The sequence below is a fragment of the Sphingomonas sp. genome, assembly GCF_035758555.1.
GTDB lineage: Bacteria > Pseudomonadota > Alphaproteobacteria > Sphingomonadales > Sphingomonadaceae > Sphingomonas_B.
The window spans coordinates 1-5,653 of the sequence record NZ_DASTXI010000240.1; the positions used below are offsets into that span (position 1 = coordinate 1).

7 protein-coding genes are annotated in these 5,653 nt (G+C 67.0%); 4 read left to right on the forward strand and 3 right to left on the reverse strand.

The features are described 5' to 3' along the window. A partial coding sequence (locus VFT73_RS14295; protein ID WP_326412604.1) for a fibronectin type III domain-containing protein occupies window positions 1-304 on the forward strand: 304 nt, incomplete at its 5' end. Beyond that, window positions 301-1,557 (forward strand): amidohydrolase family protein, encoded by a 1,257-nt coding sequence (locus VFT73_RS14300; RefSeq protein ID WP_326412606.1) that lies wholly within the window; start codon window positions 301-303, stop codon window positions 1,555-1,557. The genes VFT73_RS14295 and VFT73_RS14300, both read left to right, overlap by 4 nt. A gap of 125 nt (window positions 1,558-1,682) precedes the next feature. On the opposite strand, the gene VFT73_RS14305 is transcribed toward VFT73_RS14300, so the two are convergent. Further along, window positions 1,683-2,156, reverse strand: coding sequence for an RNA pyrophosphohydrolase (locus tag VFT73_RS14305; protein WP_326412608.1), 474 nt, complete (start codon window positions 2,154-2,156; stop codon window positions 1,683-1,685). Then, window positions 2,153-3,145, reverse strand: a complete 993-nt coding sequence (locus tag VFT73_RS14310) for an alpha/beta hydrolase (protein WP_326412610.1) — start codon at window positions 3,143-3,145, stop codon at window positions 2,153-2,155. Before VFT73_RS14310 ends, VFT73_RS14305 begins: the two co-directional genes overlap by 4 nt. Before the next feature lie 75 nt (window positions 3,146-3,220). On the opposite strand from VFT73_RS14310, the gene VFT73_RS14315 reads away from it, so the two are divergent. Beyond that, complete coding sequence (locus tag VFT73_RS14315) at window positions 3,221-3,613, forward strand: cupin (RefSeq protein ID WP_326412612.1); 393 nt, start codon at window positions 3,221-3,223, stop codon at window positions 3,611-3,613. Window positions 3,614-3,718: 105 nt separating this feature from the next. Here VFT73_RS14315 and tyrS read toward each other — a convergent pair whose 3' ends face one another. Further along, window positions 3,719-4,945 (reverse strand): tyrosine--tRNA ligase, encoded by a 1,227-nt coding sequence (tyrS, locus tag VFT73_RS14320; RefSeq protein ID WP_326412614.1) that lies wholly within the window; start codon window positions 4,943-4,945, stop codon window positions 3,719-3,721. A gap of 89 nt (window positions 4,946-5,034) precedes the next feature. On the opposite strand from tyrS, the gene VFT73_RS14325 reads away from it, so the two are divergent. Beyond that, on the forward strand, window positions 5,035-5,499 hold the full coding sequence (locus VFT73_RS14325; protein ID WP_326412616.1) for a DOMON-like domain-containing protein: 465 nt from the start codon (window positions 5,035-5,037) through the stop codon (window positions 5,497-5,499). The last annotated feature ends 154 nt before the right edge of the window (window positions 5,500-5,653 follow it).

The following is a 5,653-nucleotide window of genomic DNA, read 5'->3' on the forward strand; positions in this document are numbered from 1 at the left end:
CATGGCGGTGATCCGCGAGCTCGCCAGCGCGCCGCCGCCGCCCGACAAGGTCACGATCAAAGGTGCGCTGAGCGCCGACACGACTGTCGCCTGGGAGCCGGTGCCCGGCGCCGCAGGCTATCGCGTCCGCTGGCGGCTCGCCGACCGGCCGGACTGGACCGACCACAAGGACGTGCCGGCGAACGAGACGTCGCTGTTCCTCCATGACGTCAACATCGACCATCATTTCTTCGGCGTCGCCGCGCTGGCTGCGGACGGTTCGGAAAGCATCGTAACCTTCGCCGGCCCGGCACCGCGCAAATGATCCGCGCGCTGCTGGCGGTCCTGCTCGCCGCGTTGGCGGTGCCGGCCTGGGCGGAGACCGTCTATCTGCTGAAGCCGGCGCAGGTGTTCGACGGCATCGACCGCCAGCCGCATCAGGGCTGGGCGGTGCTGGTTCGCGGCGACAAGATCGAGGCGGCGGGGCCGAACCTCTCCGGTCCGGCCGGTGCGACCGTGGTCGACTTGCCCGGCATGACGCTGATGCCCGGCATGATCGAGGGCCATTCGCATCTGTTCCTTCACCCCTACAACGAGACGCCGTGGGACGATCAGGTGCTGCACGAGCCGCTGGCGCTGCGCACGGCGCGCGCGACGGTGGCGGCGCGGAATACGCTGATGGCAGGCTTCACGACGGTGCGCGATCTCGGCACCGAAGGCGCCGGTTACGCCGATGTCGGCCTCAAGCAGGCGATCGAGCAGGGCATCGTGCCCGGGCCGCGGATGCTGGTCGCGACGCGTGCGCTGGTCGCAACCGGCGCTTATGGGCCCAAGGGCTTCGAGCCCGGCGTCGCGGTGCCGCAGGGCGCCGAGGAAGCCGACGGGCCGGAGCTGGTCCAGGCGGTGCGGCGGCAGATCGGCGGCGGCGCCGACGTGGTCAAATTCTATGCCGATTATCGCTGGCGGCCGGGCGAACCGAGCCGGCCGACCTTCAGCCTGGACGAGCTGAAGGCGGGCGTCGAGGCCGCGCATTCGGCCGGGCGGATCACTGCCGCGCATGCCAGCACAGCCGAAGGCATGCGCCGCGCGGTGCTGGCCGGCATCGACACGATCGAGCATGGCGACCAGGGCACGCCCGAAGTGTTCAAGCTGATGAAGGAGCACGGCGTCGCCTATTGCCCGACGCTTGCCGCGCGCGACGCGATCTCGCGCTATCGCGGCTGGAACGGCGAGGAGCCGGCGCCCGCCGGCGTGATTGAAAGCCGCGCGGCGTTCCGGATGGCGCGCGCGGCCGGCGTGACGATGTGCATGGGCGGCGATGTCGGCGTGTTCGCGCACGGCGAGAATGCGCGCGAGATGGTGCTGATGGCCGAGGCCGGCATGCCCGCGGCGGACGTGCTGGTCGCGGCGACCTCCGGCAACGCGCATATCTTCCGCATCGACGACCGCGTCGGGGCGGTGAAGCCGGGGCTGCTCGCCGATCTGGTGGCGGTGGAAGGCGATCCGACGCGGGACACCGGCGCAGTGAAGCGCGTGCGGATGGTGATGAAGGGTGGGGTGGTGGTGCGGGCGCCTTAGAGCGGTTTGTCTAAATCGCTCGTCCCGAGCGTAGCGCGCAACGCGAAGTCGAGGGCGCGGGTCAAGTTCGGAGTAGCGCCCCTCGACTTCGCTCGGGACGAGCGAGTCAGGTTGAGCAAACCGCTCTACGGTGCAAGATACTCCCCAAACTCCGCCAGCACCGCCCTATACAGCGCCTGTTTGAACGGCACGATCATTGCCGGGAGTTCGCCCGGTTCCGCCCATTTCCAGGCGCGAAATTCGGGCTCAGGCGTGTCGATGTGCACGTCGGAGTCCGTCCCCAGAAAGCGGCAGAGGTACCAGGTCTGGCGCTGGCCGCGGTAGCGTCCGCCCCAGAGCTTGCCCTGCAGGTCTTCGGGCAGGTCGTAATCGAGCTGACGCGACGCGCAGGCGACGATCTCGACCAGGTGGCGGGCGATGCCGGTTTCTTCCTCGAGCTCGCGCAGCGCGCCTTCCTCCGCACTCTCGCCGGGATCGAGGCCGCCCTGCGGCATCTGCCACGCGTCCAGCGCATTATCGAGGCGCTGCCCGACGAACACCTTGTTCTCGGCATTGAGCAACATCACGCCGACCGCGGCGCGGTAGGGAAGATCGCTCACTCGGCCGCCGCCGCCACCATGTCCGCGCCTTGCGCTGCTTCGGCCATCACCCGGTCGGCTTCGGCTTCGGCGATCATGTCCTTCAGGATCCGGAAGCAGGCGGCGACATCGCCGACGCTCGACGGGATCGCTTTCCGGAGCGTGATGAAGCCGTGGATGTTGCCCACCGCCTCGCGATAGACGGTCGGCACGCCGGCGCGGATCAGCTCGCCCGCATAGGCACGGCCCTGGTCGCGCAGCGGATCGAGGCCGGCGGTGACAAGCAGCGTCGGCGGCATTCCCTCCTGCCTGTGCAGGATCGGCGTGTTCCGCACATCGCCTTCGGTCGCGCGATAGGCTTCGGCGAACCATTGCATGCCGTCGCGGGTCAGCAGGAAACCGTCGCCGAAATCGTGGAACGACTGGTATTTGGGCGCATCGTCGACGACCGGATAAATCGGCCATTGCGCGATCACCGGCACCTGCGCCGGCCGGTCGCGGAGCGATTGCGCCGTAACGATGGTCAGATTGCCGCCCGCGCTGTCGCCGGCCAGCACGAGGCTGGTGACTTTCAGGCCCAGTTCGGCGGGGCTGCCCGCGACCCAGCGCGCCGCCGCTTCGCAATCGTCTGGGGCAGCGGGGAACGCATGTTCGGGCGCCAGCCGATAGTCGACGGCGACGACGGGCAGGTCGAGCATCCGCGCGGCCTCCGCGCAGAAGCTGTCATGCGTCTCCAGGTCGCCGATCACGAAACCGCCGCCGTGGAAGAAGACCAGCACCGGCCCCGGCTGCCGCCGCTCTCGCGCATCGTAGATGCGGACGGGAATGTCACCGCATCTCAAGTCGCGCTTGATCGCCAGCTCTCCTGACGGCGGATCGGCCACGTCCTTCATCGCCGCATAGGTTGCGCGCGCCTCGGGTGCCGTAACCTCGTGCATCTTGGGCCCGGGGATGTTGTTCAGGAATTCGAGGAACATCCGGACGTCGGGGCGGACATAGGGCTGGGACATTGCGGGCCTCCACTCGATTTCGCTACATCTAGGCACAGCCGGCAGGTTTACGGAAGCGGAAACAAGGGCATTCCCATGGGCATTTCGATCGAGCGCTTCCCCATCCATCTGGGGCTTGGCGCACGGGCAGAGCCGCAGCCGGAGTTCACCGGCATGGACTGGTATGCCGCCTACAGCACCGCCAATGCCGCCGACGGGCACGAGGGGCGGCTGGTCAGCATGTATCGCTTCACCGAGAGCTGGACGAGCTGGGAAATGCATCCGGCGGGCGACGAGGTCGTGCTGTGCGTGGCAGGCGCGATGACGCTGCAGCAGGAGCGGCCGGACGGTTCGCGGGAAACAGTGAGGCTCGGGCCCGGCGAGTATGCGGTCAATGCGCCGGGCGTGTGGCATACGGCGGACGTGGAAGAGAGCGCGACAGCTGTGTTCATCACGGCCGGCGAGGGGACGCAGCACCGGGAGCGGTGAGCGCCGGGGAAGAGGCGGGCCAGACTTCCGTTTGTTTCGAGCGAAGTCGAGAAACAACCGCTCCGAGCGCGCGCTTCTCGACTTCGCTCGAAGCAAACGGATTCATTAGCGCACTAGTAGCCCGTGGTTCTTTTTGCCGGCCGAGACCCGCACCGGCTCCGGCCCAACGGCAACCGTCAGGCTTTCGCCCTCGACCTTCTCGCCGGCCACGCGGGCGCCGCCCTGCTTGATCAGGCGCCGCGCCTCGTTCTTCGACGTCGCGAGGCCGAGGCCGACCAGCGCGTCGACAATGCCGATTTCACCGCCAGGCACCGTGAACGTCGGCAGCGCCTCGCCCGCCGCGCCTTCCTCGAAGGTGCGGCGCGCAGTCTCGGCCGCCTCGTCCGCCGCCGCGCGGCCGCGGCACATGGCGGTCGCTTCGTTGGCGAGGACTTTCTTCGCTTCGTTGATCTCCGCGCCTTCGAGCGCTTCGAGTCGGGCAATATCGTCCAGCGGCAGATCGGTGAACAGGCGCAGGAAGCGGCCGACGTCGCGGTCGTCGGTGTTCCGCCAGAACTGCCAATAGTCGTAGGCGGACAGCTGGTCTTCGTTCAGCCACACCGCGCCCGACATGGTCTTGCCCATCTTGCCGCCGTCCGCCGTGGTGATCAGCGGGGTGGTGACGCCGAACACTTCCGTGCCGTCGACGCGGCGCGCGAGCTCGATCCCGTTGACGATGTTGCCCCATTGGTCGGAGCCCCCCAGCTGCAGCCGGCAGCCGGCGCGTCGGCTGAGCTCCAGGAAATCATAGGCCTGGAGGATCATATAGTTGAACTCCAGGAACGACAGCGACTGCTCGCGATCGAGGCGCAGCTTCACGGAGTCGAAGCTCAGCATCCGGTTGACCGAGAAATGCTGGCCGATGTCGCGCAGGAAGGGGATGTATTCCAGCTTGTCGAGCCATTCGGCATTGTCGAGCATGATCGCGTCGCTTGCGCCCTCGCCGAAGGTCAGGAACCGCTCGAACACGGTCCGGATCGACGCGATGTTGGCGGCGATCGTATCGACCGTCATCAGCTTGCGCGCTTCGTCCTTGAAGCTCGGATCGCCGACCTTGCCGGTGCCGCCGCCCATCAGCACGATCGGCTTGTGCCCCGCCTGCTGAAGCCGCCGCAGCAACATGATCTGCACCAGGCTGCCGACATGGAGCGAGGGCGCGGTGGGATCGAAGCCGATATAGCCGGGTACCACCTGCTTAGCCGCGAGCGCGTCGAGCGCGGCCGCGTCGGTCACCTGGTGGATGTATCCGCGTTCGTCGAGTAGGCGGAGGAGATCGGATCGGTATTCGGTCATGGCGCGGGGCGCCTAGCATGAGGGGGTCTTAGTTGGAAACGTTTCGCCTGACCCCCCATCCCGCTCGGCCGCCATCGCGTGTCCGGTCCGTGACCGCGGATTTCGAACTGCGTCCGCAATCGATGATTTTGACCTATCGCGTCGATGGCGCGGACGCGGTGAAGGTACCGGAAGTCTGCAACCCCGGACGGCAGGATGGTCTATGGCAACGCACGTGCCTGGAGGCGTTCGTTGCCCTCGACCATGAGGCGTATATCGAGCTCAACTTTTCGCCTTGCGCGGAATGGGCGGCTTATCGCTTCGACGGTTATCGACTGGGAATGACAGCATTGGACATCCCTCCACCCTCCATTGCTCCTGTCTTCGGCCGCCGGATTTTGGAGCTGGGTATCTCAATTGCTCTCGTCGAATTGACCCCGCTCCGCCTCGGCCTCTCAGCGGTGATCGAGGAGAAGGACGGCACCAAGTCCTACTGGGCCCTGCGCCATCCGCCCGGCGACAAGCCAGATTTCCATCATCCCGATTGCTTTGCGCTCGAACTGCCGCCGGCATAGCACCATTCCGTCACCCCGGACTTGATCCGGGGTCCACCTTCTTTACGGAGCGGAAGAAGGATGGATGGCGGATCAGGTCCGGCATGACGAAGGAAAGTCGCTGGTGAAATTCGGTATCGATCGGCTGCTTGCAGACCCTGAGCTTCGCGCGCCG